14 protein-coding genes are annotated in these 15,422 nt (G+C 25.6%); 13 read left to right on the forward strand and 1 reads right to left on the reverse strand.

Translation table 11 applies throughout. The features are described from left to right. Window positions 1-82: 82 nt before the first annotated feature. The 3 genes from HMPREF1092_RS02165 to HMPREF1092_RS02175 all read left to right on the forward strand — a co-directional run bounded on the left by HMPREF1092_RS02165 (window position 83) and on the right by HMPREF1092_RS02175 (window position 4,192). On the forward strand, window positions 83-2,029 hold the full coding sequence (locus HMPREF1092_RS02165; RefSeq protein ID WP_002596948.1) for an elongation factor G: 1,947 nt from the start codon (window positions 83-85) through the stop codon (window positions 2,027-2,029). Between the two features lie 98 nt (window positions 2,030-2,127). Next, entirely contained in the window at window positions 2,128-2,790 is a 663-nt protein-coding gene (locus tag HMPREF1092_RS02170) for a response regulator transcription factor (protein ID WP_002596949.1), read from the forward strand. Next, the gene (locus tag HMPREF1092_RS02175; protein ID WP_186003703.1) at window positions 2,780-4,192 is read left to right on the forward strand and encodes a sensor histidine kinase; all 1,413 of its coding nucleotides are present in this window, start codon (window positions 2,780-2,782) and stop codon (window positions 4,190-4,192) included. The genes HMPREF1092_RS02170 and HMPREF1092_RS02175 overlap by 11 nt, the downstream gene beginning before the upstream one ends. A gap of 37 nt (window positions 4,193-4,229) precedes the next feature. Here the strand turns inward: HMPREF1092_RS02175 and HMPREF1092_RS17795 are convergent, their stop codons facing one another. Beyond that, complete coding sequence (locus tag HMPREF1092_RS17795; RefSeq protein ID WP_423219187.1) at window positions 4,230-4,862, reverse strand: lysoplasmalogenase; 633 nt, start codon at window positions 4,860-4,862, stop codon at window positions 4,230-4,232. A gap of 189 nt (window positions 4,863-5,051) precedes the next feature. On the opposite strand from HMPREF1092_RS17795, the gene HMPREF1092_RS02185 reads away from it, so the two are divergent. The 10 genes from HMPREF1092_RS02185 (at window position 5,052) to HMPREF1092_RS02230 (ending at window position 15,411) form a co-directional block, all read left to right on the forward strand. Beyond that, window positions 5,052-6,500, forward strand: a complete 1,449-nt coding sequence (locus HMPREF1092_RS02185) for an ABC transporter permease (protein WP_002596952.1) — start codon at window positions 5,052-5,054, stop codon at window positions 6,498-6,500. Then, a complete protein-coding gene (locus HMPREF1092_RS02190) occupies window positions 6,493-7,179 on the forward strand; it encodes an ABC transporter ATP-binding protein (RefSeq protein ID WP_002596953.1) in 687 nt (228 codons plus the stop codon). Before HMPREF1092_RS02185 ends, HMPREF1092_RS02190 begins: the two co-directional genes overlap by 8 nt. 232 nt (window positions 7,180-7,411) lie before the next feature. Continuing rightward, window positions 7,412-8,095 (forward strand): sensor histidine kinase, encoded by a 684-nt coding sequence (locus tag HMPREF1092_RS02195; protein WP_207637621.1) that lies wholly within the window; start codon window positions 7,412-7,414, stop codon window positions 8,093-8,095. A gap of 129 nt (window positions 8,096-8,224) precedes the next feature. After that, entirely contained in the window at window positions 8,225-8,782 is a 558-nt protein-coding gene (locus HMPREF1092_RS02200) for a lytic transglycosylase domain-containing protein (RefSeq protein ID WP_002596955.1), read from the forward strand. A 333-nt stretch (window positions 8,783-9,115) separates the two neighbouring features. Then, window positions 9,116-9,691 (forward strand): NUDIX hydrolase, encoded by a 576-nt coding sequence (locus tag HMPREF1092_RS02205; RefSeq protein ID WP_002596956.1) that lies wholly within the window; start codon window positions 9,116-9,118, stop codon window positions 9,689-9,691. A gap of 104 nt (window positions 9,692-9,795) precedes the next feature. Continuing rightward, window positions 9,796-11,949 carry a DNA helicase RecQ gene (gene recQ, locus HMPREF1092_RS02210; protein ID WP_002596957.1) on the forward strand — a complete coding sequence of 718 codons (2,154 nt, stop codon included), beginning with the start codon at window positions 9,796-9,798 and terminating at the stop codon, window positions 11,947-11,949. Between the two features lie 73 nt (window positions 11,950-12,022). Beyond that, window positions 12,023-13,300, forward strand: coding sequence for an L-cysteine desulfidase family protein (locus HMPREF1092_RS02215; RefSeq protein ID WP_002596958.1), 1,278 nt, complete (start codon window positions 12,023-12,025; stop codon window positions 13,298-13,300). 173 nt (window positions 13,301-13,473) lie between these two features. Next, window positions 13,474-14,091: an NUDIX hydrolase gene (locus tag HMPREF1092_RS02220; RefSeq protein WP_002596959.1), complete on the forward strand. Its 618-nt coding sequence runs from the start codon at window positions 13,474-13,476 to the stop codon at window positions 14,089-14,091. Window positions 14,092-14,102: 11 nt separating this feature from the next. Further along, complete coding sequence (locus HMPREF1092_RS02225; protein ID WP_002596960.1) at window positions 14,103-14,969, forward strand: radical SAM protein; 867 nt, start codon at window positions 14,103-14,105, stop codon at window positions 14,967-14,969. Window positions 14,970-15,108: 139 nt separating this feature from the next. Next, window positions 15,109-15,411, forward strand: a complete 303-nt coding sequence (locus HMPREF1092_RS02230) for an urease subunit gamma (RefSeq protein ID WP_002596961.1) — start codon at window positions 15,109-15,111, stop codon at window positions 15,409-15,411. Window positions 15,412-15,422: the final 11 nt, after the last annotated feature.

The following is a 15,422-nucleotide window of genomic DNA, read 5'->3' on the forward strand; positions in this document are numbered from 1 at the left end:
AATTCTAGAGTAGTAGAAATAAGGCAACTTTTTTTGAAATTATGTATAATTAATTTAAACATAAATTGATTAGGAGACGAATATGAAGAAGACAATAGGTGTGTTTGCTCATGTAGATGGTGGAAAAACAACATTTTCAGAAAGCTTACTTTATAATACAAATACAATTAGAAATAAAGGAAGAGTAGACCATAAGGATACTTTTTTAGATAGCCATTCAGTAGAAAAGGAAAGAGGAATAACAGTATTTTCAGATATAGGAATTTTTAATTATAAAGATAATAAATATTTTTTAGTAGATACTCCAGGACATGTAGACTTTTCTCCAGAAATGGAAAGAGCAATTAGTGTTTTAGATTACGCTATATTAATAGTTAGTGCAGTTGAATTAGTTCAAGGACATACAGAAACTATATGGGAGCTTTTAAAAAAATATAATGTTCCAACCTTTATATTTATAAATAAAATAGATAGAGTTGGCGCAAATATAGAAGAAGCTATAAAAGATATTCAAATGAAATTAACGAAAGATGGTCTTTATATTGAAAATTCAATAAAAGAATTAAAGGAAGACTATATAGAGTTTATTGCAGAGAGAGATGAGACTCTTTTAGAAGAATATTTAAACGGAGAATTAGAAGAAGATAAAATTATAGATGCTATTAAAAAAGAAATAAAAGAAAGAAAAGCATTTTTAATTTATAAAGGTTCAGCTCTTTTAGATGATGGGATAAAAGAATTTTTAGATGATTTTGATTTTTTAACTTATACAAAGAGAGAAGAAGGGGAATTTAAAGGAAGAGTATTTAAAATAAGATATGATGAAAAAGGAAATAGAGTAACTTTTATAAAAGCTTTATCAGGAAAAATAAAAACTAAAGAAGAGATTAAATTTAAAGTAAATGGAGAAGAAAAAAGAGAAAAAATTAATGAAATAAGAGAATATAATGGTCAAAAATATAAATTAATAAATTCAGCAGAACAAGGAGATATTTTTGGAATTGTTGGAGTACAAGACCTAAAGGCAGGAGATTCTATAGGATTTGATGAAAAATTAAATTTAAATACGACACCAGCATTAATGGTAAAAGTAATTTATGATAAAGCATTAAATCATACTGAAGTATTGAAAATTTTTAGAACTCTAGAAAGTGAAGATAGTAGTTTAAATGTTTTATGGAATGAAGAAATAAAAGAATTATCTATAAGTATAATGGGAAAAGTTCAATTAGAAGTTCTAGAGGAAATTTTAAAAGAAAGATTTAATTTAAAAGTAGAATTTGATAAACCAGAAATAATGTATAAAGAAACTATAGAAGGAACAGATTTAGGATGTGGGCATTTTGAACCTTTAGGCCACTATAGTGAAGTTCATTTAAAATTAGAAGAAGGAAAAAGGGGAAGTGGAATAGTATTTTTTAATGAATGTCATGCTGACCATTTAACAACAGGAAATCAAAATTTAATAAAGACACATATTTTTGAAAGAAAACATAAAGGAATTTTAACAGGAAGTCCAATAACAGATATGAAAATAACTCTTTTGACAGGTAGGGCTCATAATAAGCATACAAGTGGAGGAGATTTTAGAGAAGCCACAAAAAGAGCTTTAAGACAAGGATTAGAAATGGGAAAACATAGACTTTTAGAGCCATATTATTCTTTTAATATATCAATAAATGTTGAACATTTAGGAAGAGTTTTATCAGATATACAAAAGATGAATGGAAATTTTGAAGATCCAGAAAATTTAAATTCAGAAATAGTTAGAATAAAAGGAAGAGGGCCAGTAAAAACTTTTATGTACTACCCTTTAGAATTTGTAAGCTTTACAAGAGGAAAAGGAAGTTTAAATTTAATTTTTGATGGATATGATTTTTGTCATGACGAAGAAAGAGTTATAGAGGAAAAAGGATATGATAAAAATGCTGATATAGAATACACTAGTACTTCAATATTTTGTTCAAAAGGACAATCATATCTTGTAGAAGGGAAAGATGCAAGAGAGCATATGCATTGCTTAAAATAATAATATTTTTGGTAAAGTGAATTCTATGTGAAGTTTAACTGATTTTTTTATATTGATGATAAAATAAAATAAGTAAATTTTATAGGAGAACAAGTGAAATGAAAAAAGTTTTAGTAGTAGAAGATGATTTGAAAATTAGAGAACTTATAGAGGAGTTTTTAAAAGCTGAAGGGTATTTTGTAAGAGGAGCTAGTGATGGATTAGAAGGTTATTCTGTATTTAGAGAAGAAGAATTTGATTTAGTAATAACAGATATTATGATGCCAAGAATGGATGGATACGCATTAACTAATCTTATTAGAGAAGAATCAAATGTGCCTATAGTTATGCTTACAGCTTTAAATGATGAGGAAGACCAAATAAGAGCTTTTGATGAAAAAGTAGATGATTTTATTTCTAAACCATTTTCTTTTGCACTTTTAATAAAAAGGGTTGAAGCAATTTTAAGAAGATGTTCAAGAGAAGCTGGAGAAAGCTCTTTACTTCAATTTGAAAATATAACTTTAAATGAAGATACTTATAAAGCTCTTGTAGATGGTGAAGATATAGAGCTAACATTAAAAGAATTTAACATATTAAAACTACTTATTTTAAATTTTCCAACAGTTTTAAAAAGAGAAGTTTTAATGGATAAAATATGGGGATATGATTATTATGGAGATATGAGAGTTATAGACGCACATATAAAAAATTTAAGAAAAAAAATAAAGTACGATTACATAAAAACTGTAAAGGGAGTAGGGTATGTACTTGAAAAATAAATGGGAAAGTATAGGAATAAAAAAGAAGCTTTTCATAATATCAACTGGAATTGTTGTTGCAACTTCTATACTTATTTATGCAGCTTTATTTATTTTATTTCCCAGAATATATCTTCATACAAAGATATCTAATATAAAATCAGATACAGATGTTCTTATTACTAAAATGGGGGAAAATCCAAATTTTAATTATCAACAAGGAATAAATGAATATGCATATCAAAATGGTGCTATTGCAGCTCTTTTAGATTTTAAAGGAAATGTAATATATACTCCAAATAAATTTGAGAGAAATATGATACGAAGTCGTGAAATTGAAGTTGAGCCTAATAGAGATATTTTTAGGAAGAAAAAAACTGACTATGAAATTGCTATAAGTGTATATGTAAAGAGTTTAAATAAAAATTGTATTTTAAAAGTTAATATGCCCCTTAGATTTAAAGATGATATAAATAGAGTTATAATAATTATTTTTCCTATAATAGTTCTTATAACTATAGCACTTGGAGTTTTTTCTGTATTAGTATATAGCTCAGTAATAAGTAACCCACTTTTAAGTATAAATAGAGTTGCAAGGGATATAGCACAATTGAAATTTGATAATAAGCTAAAGCCAGAAGGTAATGATGAGTTTGCAGAACTTTCTAATAGTATAAATCTTATAAGTGAAAACTTAGAGAAAAATATATCTATGCTTGAAAAGGCAAATGAAAAACTTAGAAAAGATATAGAAAGAGAAAAAGAAATAGATAGAAAGAGAAGAGACTTTATAAATGCAATTTCTCATGAATTAAAAACACCTATAACAGTTATAAGTGGGCAAGTAGAAGGGATGATTTATAATATAGGTCCTTATAAAAATAGAGATAAATATTTAAAGGAAACTTTAGAAAGTGTAAATGAACTTAATTCTCTAGCACACGAAATAATAAGTTTAGCAAAAATTGAAGAAGGTGTTGGTATTCAGCTTGAAAATAAATCTATAAATGAGCTAGTAAAAGAAGTTTTAAGTGGATATGAGTATTTCATAGAAAAAGAAAAATTAAATATAAGTTTAAATGAAAAAAATCAAATATTTAGAGAAATAGATAAAGGGATAGTAAAAAAAATACTTTCAAATTTAATTGGAAACGCTGTTAAATATAGCAGAAGTTATATAGAAATAAGCATATATGAAAATGTCATAGAGATAAAAAATGATGTAATAGAAAGTATAGATGAAAAAGATATTGAAGAAATATTTACTCCTTTTTATAGAGGGGATAAATCAAGAAATAAAAAGAAACCAGGAACAGGGTTAGGATTATATATAGTAAAATCGTTAATACAGGCACATGCTGGAATGAGTTATTCAGTAAAATGTGAAGATAATATTTTTGAGTTTAGATTAAATATGGAATAGAAAAATAAAGGTAGGCCAAAAGCTTACCTTTATTTTTTTAGTACAAACTATAAGATAATAAGAATTGTGCCATTATATAAGTAATCATTATAAAAAAAGAATCTCTTTTAAAAGAGCCTTTAAATGTACTTATTGAAAGTATAGAGTCAGATAATACAAATAAAATTGCACCCAACATAGCTATAAATGAGAAACTAGTTGTATTTGTTAAAAAATAAAAAATTGATAAGGAAAGCATAAATCCAATTATAAAAATATATATGATTACTGGAATTTTAAAATTATATAAATTATGTTTTATTGTTTTATAAATAAAATAAGAAATTATAATTGGAATTAATAATGTAAATAGATAAATAAAATAAAAATTTTTAAAATTAATATTCTTAAATAACTCAACTATATAAAAAATGTGGCCAATTAAAAAAGAGAGTAATCCTATAATAAAAAAGTTAGAATTTTTAGATTTTATAAGGAAAACATCTCCTAGAAATCCAAAAAATAAAGATAAAATTATTATTGTATTTATGTCTTTACCATTAAATAAAAAATTCAAAATTAATATAGGCATTAATAAAGGTTTAGTAATATTTCTTAATTTCTGATTTTCTTTATAACATGAAATTACATGAAGTATTGATACGATTAAAAATAAAATTATCAAAGTCAAATCTCCTTACATATATGAATTTTATATTATAGATATATGTTTAAAATAAAATTTTAAATTAAATAACTAAAAATAATTTTCACCTAAAATTCAGATTACATTCAGTAGAATTACATATTAGTTTCAAAGTAAATACAGACAAGCTAGTTAATATATATTCGTAGCCTAAAAAGAGAAAGGGGAATTTGGATGAATTTTTTATCAAGAGCTTTTATAAGTACAAAAGAAAACTTAGGTAAAACAGCTCTTTTGTTTTTAGTAATGACAACAATATGTGTTTTTGTATTAGCAGGAATATCAATACAACAAGCAACAGATCAAGCGAGTAATTTAGCAAGAGAAAAATTAGGGGCAACAGTAACACTTCAACCTAATATGCAAAAACTTAGAGATGATATGAAAGAAAAGGGCGAGGGTAGATTTCAAATAAAAAATATTTCTATTCCAATGAGTGTTGTAGATCAAATTTTAAAATTAAATAATATAGTTGGATATAATTTAACTACTACAGCAACAGGAATAGCAGATGGCTTTGAGCCTATAACAAGCTCAGAAAGTTCTAGTAACTCAGATGAACAAGCACCTCCATTTAGAGAAAATAATCAAAAGGAAATGGGAAATTTAAAGATAAATGGAGTCTTAGAACAAAGCTTAACTTCAGAAGCTGAAAACGGAACTATAAAATTGGTTGAAGGTAGCGGAATAACAAAAGAAAATTTAAATCAAAATGTAGGAGTAATATCACAGACACTTGCAAGTGCTGATAGTTTAAAAGTTGGAGATACAATAAAAATAAAATCACCAATAACTAATGAAGTATATTCAATAAAAATACAAGGAATATATGAGACAACAGAAGAAATAAGTGAAATGGCAGTAAGAAATGAAGCTATGAATCCTTATAATGCAATTTATGTACCATATACATTTGCTAATGAAATGAAAGGTAGTGATTATAAAGATTCAGTAGACCAAGCGACATTTACATTAAATGATCCATTAAATGTGAATTCATTTTTAGAATCAGCTAAAAAGCTTAATATTGATTTTGACACATATATGCTTAATGCAAATAACAGAGCTTATGAAACTATGATTGGACCTATAAATAATGTAAGTTCATTTGCTAAAACAACTGTATTAATAGTTAGTATAGCAGGGGCTATTATAATGTCTTTAATAATAATACTTACTATAAAAGGAAGAAGAAGTGAAATTGGAATTATTTTATCTTTAGGGGAGAGAAAAAGAAAAATAATATCACAATTTTTAGTTGAAATGTTAATAGTTCTGATAATTTCACTGGGAGTTTCAGTTGGAATTGGAAATATTGTTAGTAATAGTATAGGAAACTCATTAGTACAAAAAGAAATTGCTGTAAATGCAGAAAATCAATCACAAAATGGATTTGGTGGAGGACGTTTTGGTAATTTTGAAGGAGGACCTAAAGGACATGAAGGTTTCAATAATGAAAAAGTAGATGTTCAACCAATTAGTTCATTGAATGTAAAGGTAAGTGGAAAAGATTTCTTAGATATGTCACTTATAGCAATACTTATAGTAATAATTTCAATAGGAATTCCAAGTGTAGGTATAATGAGACTTCAGCCAAAGGAGATATTGAGTAGACATGATTAATGAAAATATAGAAGAAAGTATTTTAGAACTAAAAAATGTTAAATATTTTTATAATAAAGATAGTATTATATTAGATGATATAAATGTGTCATTTGAAAAAGGAAACTTTTATACTATATTTGGGCCATCAGGAAGTGGAAAAACAACTCTTTTATCTTTAATTTGTGGATTAGATAAAATAAAAGATGGAGAAATAATTTATAATGGAAAAAATTTAGATAAAATAGGGCTTAGTAAATATAGAAGAGAATATGTATCAATAATTTTTCAATCATATAATTTGATAACTTATATGACTGCGCTTCAAAATGTTATATTAGGAATAGAAGTTAAAGGGGTTAAATGTAAAGATAAAAAAGATTTAGCAGTTAAGATGTTAAAAAGAGTTGGACTTATAGAAGAACAAATAAATCAAAAAGTTCTTACCTTAAGTGGGGGACAGCAGCAAAGAGTGGCTATTGCAAGAGCTTTAGTTAGTAGAACAGATCTTATAATAGCAGATGAGCCAACAGGAAACCTAGATGAAAAAACATCTAATGAAATAATAAAACTATTCAAAAATATAGTAAAAGAAGAAAATAAATGTCTTTTAATGGTTACTCATAATAATGACATTGCAAAAGAAGCAGATAAATCTTATATTTTAAAAGATAAAAAAATAAAAGAGATTACCCAATAAAATTTAATATATAGACTACAGAATAAGAGCTTGGAATATAAGCTCTTATTTTTTATTAATTATTTAAAAGAATATGATATATAATAAATTTAAATAAGTGATTAAAATGATAAATTATATTTAAAAGCTTATTTCTGTAACAAGGAGGTAATACTGAGGTAATAATTTGATGGCATAATATTAAATAATGAAAGGAGATGAATTTTATAAATTGGCTATAACATTTAAAAAAATGAATAAAAAATTTAAAGTAAAGCATAAGAGGTTAAAAAATAAAGAATTAATTTCTAATATGCAAAAAGATATAAAAACTCCATTATCTTTAATAAAGTCATATACAACTAGTATTAAAGAAGGGTTAGAAGATGGAACATTTGAAAATATAATAGCTGAAGAAATGGACAACACTTCAAAAATTGTAGAAAACTTTATCGATATTTCAAAAATCCAAATATCAGAAACTAAAAAAGAATTATTTTATATAGGAGAGTTTTTAGATAGAGTTTTAGAAAAACTTAAGGCTCAAATAGAAAGTAATGGATTAACATTAATAAAAAATTATAATGGGTTAGAAGATGAAGCTGTTTTAGCAGATAAAAGACAATTAGAAATATGTGTACATAATATTATACTTAGTAGTATAAAGTATGATAATGATAATTACATAAAAGTAGAATTAAATAAAATTAAAGATAAGACTATACTAAGTGTAAAAGAAAGATGCAAAAACTTATCAGAAATTGATTTATTAAAACATTCTTGGAAAAGATTTAATATATTTGAGAAAATAAAAACTAAATATTCATCAAAGTCTGATATGGAATTAGCTATAGTTAAAGAAATTTTGAAAAAAAATAAATTAGAATATGGTATAAGTTTAAATAATAAAGAGGTAGAGTTTTACATAGAATTTTAGAGAAAAGTCATAAGAAATTATGACTTTTTTCTTTTTATGAAAAGGAATAAAATCTTCCTTATAGAAATATATGTAACAAGTAAAGCTTATAAGGTTAAAAGGGATATAGAAGAAAAGAGAGGGAATATTATGAAAAAATTAATTATATTATTATTAATTATAATTTTAGGAGTAAGTTTATTTAAATTAGGATTTATTATAAATAAAAAAGTAGAGCTTAACAGGTACCCATATAAGTATAGTGAGGAGGTGAATCATTATAGTAGGGAATATGATCTTGATCCATTATTTGTTCTTTCAGTAATAAAAGTAGAAAGTAATTTTAATCCTGATGCTATTTCAAATAGTGGAGCAATTGGGCTTATGCAAATAACTGAAGAAACAGGTAGAGATATAGCAAAACATTTAGGAAATGAAAATTTTAGCCCAAAAGATTTATATGATCCAAAGCTAAATATAGAAATGGGTTGTTGGTATTTAAATGATTTGTTTAAAGAATTTAAAAATAGAGATTTAGTTCTTGCAGCTTATAATGGAGGAAGAGGAAATGTTCAAAAATGGCTTTATGATTTTAGATATTCATCAAATGGTGAATTAATAAATATTCCTTTTAAGGAAACACAAGATTATGTAAAAAAGGTCAATAGTGACTTAGAGGTTTATTCAAGAATATATAGTAATAAATAAAATATAAAACTTCACATAGAATTCACATAGAATTCTACATAGCTACAGATAAATAGATTATCATAAAGATGTTGAAAATTTAAAGAGCCAAAATGTTGATAATTAATTTTTCTTAGTCTTCCAATCAAAAATTAATATAAATTTTAAATGAGAAAAGTTAATCAAAAATTCCATTAGAATATTTAAGCCACACTTATTCTGATGGAATTTTTGGTTTATGTATAATTATAGATTTCTATAAAGCAATAATTTAAAATTCATTAATAAAAGAAAGTAGCTAAATTTTTCTTATTGGTTTAAAATTATATTTAATAAGAATTTTAGGAGGAAAAAATGAATTATATAAATGCAATTAAAAATTATAATCCTATAAATGAGCAAGAAGAAAAAGATAAAGAATTATTTTTATTTTGTATAAATAAATTTGAAGATATTTTAACCAGAAAAAATGTAGTTGCACACTTAACAAGCTCTGCCTTTGTAGTGAATAAAGATAGAACAAAAACATTAATGATATATCATAATATATATGATACTTGGGCTTGGACAGGTGGACATATGGATGGAATGGATGATTTAATATATGTTGCTAAAAAAGAATTAATGGAGGAGACAGGTGTTAAAAATCCAATTTTAATAACTGATGAAATAATGTCATTAGATTCTATAACTGTTAATGGACATATAAAACGTGGAGAATATGTTTCTTCTCATCTGCATTTGAACGCAGCATTTCTTTTTGAATGTGATGAAAATGAAGAATTAATAGTAAAAGAAGATGAAAATAGTGGAGTAAGATGGATAGATATAGATAAGCTTGATTCATATGTTTCTCCTAATGATAAGCATGTATTAGAAATTTATAAAAAGATTTTAAGAAAAGCAAATATTATAAATAATTTCAATTAAAGGGACAAGGTTAATTTCTTAATTAACCTGTCTTTTTTTATGGTAAAATGATTAATAGAGACTAAAGTGGACAGAATTATAAAAAAATTTTAAGGAGCGATTTTTTGAATAATATAATAGAAATTTTAAATAAATATTATGGATATAAAAGCTTTAGAAAAGGCCAAGAAGAAATAATAAATAATATAATTAATGGAAATGATGTATTGGCTATAATGCCAACAGGTGGAGGAAAATCAATATGCTATCAAGTTCCAGCTATAGCTATGGATGGACTTACAATAGTTATTTCACCTCTTATTTCACTTATGAAAGACCAAGTTGATTCTTTAAATTCTCTTGGGATAGATAGTGCATATATTAATTCAAGTTTATCTAATATAGAAATTCAAGAAGTGTATTTTAGATTAAATACAGGTGATATAAAAATACTTTATGTTGCTCCTGAAAGATTAGAAGGAGTAGAGTTTTTAAATATAATAAAATCTTTAAAAGTAAGTCAAATAGCAGTTGATGAAGCACATTGTGTTTCTCAATGGGGGCATGATTTTAGAAGTAGTTATAAAAGAATTTATAATTTTATAGAAGCTCTTCCTAAAAGACCTGTTGTAACTGCATTTACTGCAACAGCTACAAAAGAAGTTAGAGAAGATATATTAGAGAGTTTAAAATTAAGAGATGCTAAAATATTTATATCAGGATTTGATAGAGAAAATTTAAAAATAACTATTGAAAGAGGAATAAGTAAAAATATATATATTTTAGATTATATAGAAGAGAATAAAGGAGAATCAGGGCTTATTTATTGCTCTACTAGAAAAGAAGTTGATAAACTTTGTGATTTACTTAAAGCAAATGGAATAAATGCATTAAGTTATCATGCAGGGCTTTCTGATATGGAAAGAAAGAAAAATCAAGAGGATTTTATTTATGATAAAGTTGATGTTATGATTGCAACTAATGCTTTTGGTATGGGAATAGATAAACCTAATATAAGATATGTTATTCATTATAATATGCCTAAGAATATAGAAGGATATTACCAAGAGATAGGTAGAGCAGGAAGGGATGGAGAAAAATCTGAGTGTATACTTCTTTTCTCTCCAGGAGATGTTCAAACACAAAAATATATTATAGAAACAGGAACAACTAATCCATTTAGAAAAAGAAATGAACTAGAAAAATTACAAAGTATGATTGATTTAGTTTATTCAAATGGATGTTATAAAAAATATATATTAAATTATTTTGGTGAAGAAAGAGAAGAAGATTGTAATAACTGTAGTAATTGTCTTTTTGATGGAGAACTTATAGACAAAACTATAGATGCTCAAAAAGTAATTTCTTGTGTTTATAGAATGAAAAGACCTTTTGGAATAGGCGTTATAGTAGAAGTTTTAAGAGGTTCAAAAAATAAAAAGCTTATAGAACAAGGATTAGATAAGCTTACTACTTATGGAATAGTTAAAGATTACACAAAAGATGAATTAAAAGATTTTATAAATACTCTTATATCTCATGGATATATAAATTATGGAGGAGAATTTCCAGTAGTTACTCCAAATAAAAATTCATTAAAAGTAGTTAAGGGAGAAGAAAAAGTTTATTTTAAAGAAGCGAGAAAAGTTAAAAAGATCACTACTGATAATGATTTATTTGGTTTATTAAGAGGATTAAGAATGTATTTAGCAGGAGAAGAAGGGATTCCACCATATATGGTATTTGGAGATAATACATTAAAAGAAATGAGCACAAGAATGCCTTTAACAAAAGGTCAACTTTTAGATATAAGTGGTGTAGGTGAAAAGAAAGTAGAAAAATATGGTGAAAAGTTTATAGAAAAAATAAAAGAATATGTAGATGAAAAAAATATACAAGTAGATTTTAAATTTGAAAATGATATAAAATTACCAAAAGGAACAGAGAAAAAGAAAAGAAGAACTACTGAAAAAGAAAAATCTTATGAAATTTCTATAAGAATGCTTAGAGAGGGAAAATCTTTAAAAGAAGTTTCAGAAGAAAGAGGAAGTACAATAGGTACAATTTCAACTCATATTCAAACATTTTTAGGAGAAGGAAAAAATATAGATTTTAATATAAGCTTTGAAGGTTTATTTACAGATGAAGAAGAAAAAGAAATTTTAGAAGCTGGAGAAAAAGTTGGATTTAGTAAGCTTACTCCAATAAAAGAAATTGTGAACAAGAATATTTCCTATGATAAAATAAAATTAGTTATTTTAAAAAGAAGTTTAGAATAAATAAACTTAAAAATAAGTTATAATAAATGTGTTTTAATAAATGAATATAAAGACTAGAAAGAGGAATTTACGTATGATTAAAGATTCAATGTACAAAGATTATCTAAAAATATTAGAAGAAGAATTAGTTCCAGCAATGGGCTGTACAGAACCGATTGCAATAGCATACGCAAGTGCAAAAGCGAGAGAAGTCTTAGGTGAAATGCCAGAAAAAATTGAAGTTTTTTGTAGTGGGAATATTATAAAAAATGCAAAATGTGTTACTGTTCCTAATACAGGAAATCTTATAGGAATAAAAGCAAGTGCAATAATAGGAGTTTTAGCAGGAAAAGCAGATAGGGAATTAGAAGTTATAAACGAAGTTGATGAAGAGAGTATAAAAAAAGCAAAAGATTTAGTAGATGGAGACTATTGCAGAGTAAAAGTTTTAGATACTGAAATACAATTACATTTAATTGTAAAAGCATTTAGTGGAGATTCTATTAGTGAAGTTGAAATAAAATATGCTCATAATAATATATCTAGAATAACTAAAGATGGAAAAGATTTAGTTAATGTAGTTGAAGATAAGGAGAAATATTTAGGTGTATTTGTAGATAGAAGAATATTAAGTGTTGAAAAAATATATGAATTTGCTAATACAGTTGATTTAGAAGATGTAAAAGAACTTTTAGATAAACAAATAGAATATAATATATCTATTGCAGAAGAAGGGCTTAAAGGTGCATATGGAATAGGTATAGGAAAAGTAATTTTAGAAAGTTATCCAAATACTATTGAAACAAAACTTAAAGCTTATGCTGCTGCCGCATCAGAAGCTAGAATGAGTGGAAGTTCATTACCTGTTATGACAAACTCAGGGTCAGGAAATCAAGGTATGACTTCTTCAATTCCAGTTATAGTTTATTGTAAAGAAAATGGATTAACAGAAGAGCAATTATATAGAGGTCTTGTTTTTTCAAATCTTATGACAATACATCAGAAAACTGGAATAGGGAGATTATCAGCTTTCTGTGGAGCAGTAAGTGCAGGCTGTGCTAGTGGAGCTGCTATAACTTATTTAAAAGGTGGAAGTTTAGAACAAATAAGTAAAACTGTAACTAATACTCTTGCCAATATATCAGGAATAGTTTGTGATGGGGCAAAGGCTTCTTGTGCAGCAAAAATAGCAACAAGCCTTGATGCAGCAATGATGAGTCATTATTTAGCAATGGCAAATCAAGCTTATAATCCATTAACAGGAATTCTTAAAGAAGATATAGAAAGAACTATAGGAGCAGTTGGAAGACTTGGAAAAGAAGGTATGAGAGATACTGATAGAGAAATTTTAGAGATAATGTTAGAAGATTAAATAAGATAAATTATAAAATAGGACACTAACAAATTAAATTTAGTTAGTGTCCTATTTTATATAGAGATTTTTATTTTTCATTTTTGCAATTTATATATGAATTATAATTTTTGTAATAAATAAAAATAATTAAAGTATTACAATAAAGTAAAATAATGTTAGAGGTGATTAATATGGAAAGTAAATGGTTAACATGGGCAAAAGAACTTCAAAGTATAGCACAAGCAGGAGAACATTATTCAAAGGATAAATTTGATATTGAAAGATTTAATAGAATAAGGGAAATATCTGTAGAGATATTAAATGAATATACAGATATAGATAATGAAAAAATAAGAGATTTATTTTGCAATGAAAAAGGCTATCAAACTCCAAAAGTAGATGTTCGTGGAGTATTATTTAAAGATGGAAAAATACTTTTAGTACAAGAACAAATAGATAATAAATGGGCTCTTCCAGGAGGATGGGCAGAATATAATCTTTCCTTAAAAGAAAATGTTGAAAAAGAAATTTTTGAAGAGGCTGGAATTAAGGCAAAAGCAAAATCTATAATTGCAATTCATCAAAATTCTAAACATTCAGAAAGACCTAGTGCTTATGGAGTCTATAAAGTTTTTATTTTATGTGAGTATATATCAGGAGAATTTATTGAAAATATTGAAACTTTAAAAAGTGGATATTTCACATTAGAAAATTTACCAGAATTATCTTTAGGAAGAAACAATAGAAGTCAATTAGAAATGTGTTTTAATTGGATTTCAAAAGATGAAAGAGAAACACAATTTGATTAGGAGGAAATTTTATGTATGATATGCCATTATATAGACCACCAAGTGAAGCTAATAGTCTTATAATTCAAGCTACTTTAGGGTGTTCACATAATAAATGTTCATTTTGTAGTATGTATAAAGGAAAAAAGTTTACTATAAAACCACTAGAACAAATAAAAGAAGAAATTTTAGAATTTAGAAAAATATATACTTATGTACAAAGAATATTTATAGCTGATGGAGATGCTCTTATAATTCCTATGAATGATTTAAGAGAATTACTTAAATTTATAAAAAATACTTTCAAAGAATGTACTAGAGTAACTATGTATGCATCACCAAAATCAATAAGACTTAAAACAATAGATGAACTTAGAGAACTTAAAAATTTAGGTCTAGAAATGGTTTATATGGGAATAGAAAGTGGAAGTGAAGAGATTTTAAAAGATATAAATAAAGGTGCTACAAGAGATGAAATAATTCAAGCTGGTAAAAAAATAAAAGAAAGTGATATAAAACTTTCTGCAACAATTATTTCAGGGATAGGTGGAAAAGAAAAAACAAATTTACATGCAAAAGATACAGGAAGTATTATAAGTATTATAAAGCCTGATTATGTTGGAGTATTATCTCTTATGATAGAAAAAAATACCGAGATAGAGGAAAAAGTTAAAAATGGTGAATTAGAAATTTTGAGTAGCTTTGAAATTTTAAAAGAAATAAAAGAAATATTAAAAAATATAAATACAGATGAAAAAATTATTTTTAGAAGTAATCATGCCTCTAATTATGTTAGCTTAAAAGGAAATTTACCAATAGATAAAGATAGATTAATTGAAGATATAGATTGGTGTATAGAAAATTCTTATATAAAAAATGAAAAGAATAGAAGCTTATAGTTAAACTTTGAGAAATATAAAATTATATTTCTCAAAGTTTTTTTATTGATTAGAATAAAGGACATAATTATTGGGAAAGGTATGTTTGTAATAATTATGGCAATATATTCAATATTTAAATTATGAGGAGGAATCAGCTTTGAGAATTACAATGCGTGAACAAGAAAAATTAATGATTGTTGTTGCAGCTGAGGTAGCAAGAAGAAGAATGAAAAAAGGTCTTAAGCTAAATTATCCTGAATCAGTGGCATTAATAACAGATGAAATAATGGAAGGTGCTAGAGAAGGTAAAAGTGTTACTGATCTAATGGATGAAGGAAGAAAAATATTAACAAGAGATCAAGTAATGGAAGGAATTCCAGAAATGATACATACAGTTCAAGTAGAAGTAACTTTCCCTGATGGAACTAAATTAGTTACTGTACATGATCCAATTCAATAATATAAGGAGGG

It is taken from the genome of Clostridium thermobutyricum (assembly GCF_000371465.1).
In the GTDB taxonomy this organism is placed as follows: domain Bacteria; phylum Bacillota; class Clostridia; order Clostridiales; family Clostridiaceae; genus Clostridium; species Clostridium thermobutyricum.